Source organism: Psychromonas marina (assembly GCF_030161115.1).
In the GTDB taxonomy this organism is placed as follows: Bacteria; Pseudomonadota; Gammaproteobacteria; order Enterobacterales; family Psychromonadaceae; genus Psychromonas; species Psychromonas marina.
The window spans coordinates 154,372-154,642 of sequence record NZ_BSPQ01000016.1 but is presented as its reverse complement, the minus strand read 5'-3'; the positions used below and the strand labels follow the sequence as shown (position 1 = coordinate 154,642).

Below are 271 nucleotides of genomic sequence, written 5' to 3'. Positions count from 1 at the left end.
AGTGGTGGGCCGTGAAGGATTTGAACCTTCGACAAATGGATTAAAAGTCCACTGCTCTACCAACTGAGCTAACGGCCCATATATAAATATGGTTTTGGTTTTGTTGTTTAATACGCCTTTAAATAAAAAGTGTATTAATGGCTCTACCAACTGAACCAACATTCCATATATAAATATGGTTTTGGTTTTTTACTCTACCAACTGAGTTTCATATAAACACTTTAAGAAAAGTGGTGGGCCGTGAAGGATTTGAACCTTCGACAAATGGATT

The 271-nt window shown here is 36.5% G+C and carries 1 tRNA gene; it reads right to left on the bottom strand.

What is annotated here, in order from left to right:
• Positions 1–2: 2 nt before the first annotated feature.
• Positions 3–78: transfer RNA gene (locus QQK09_RS15450), tRNA-Lys, on the bottom strand.
• Positions 79–271 lie beyond the last annotated feature (193 nt).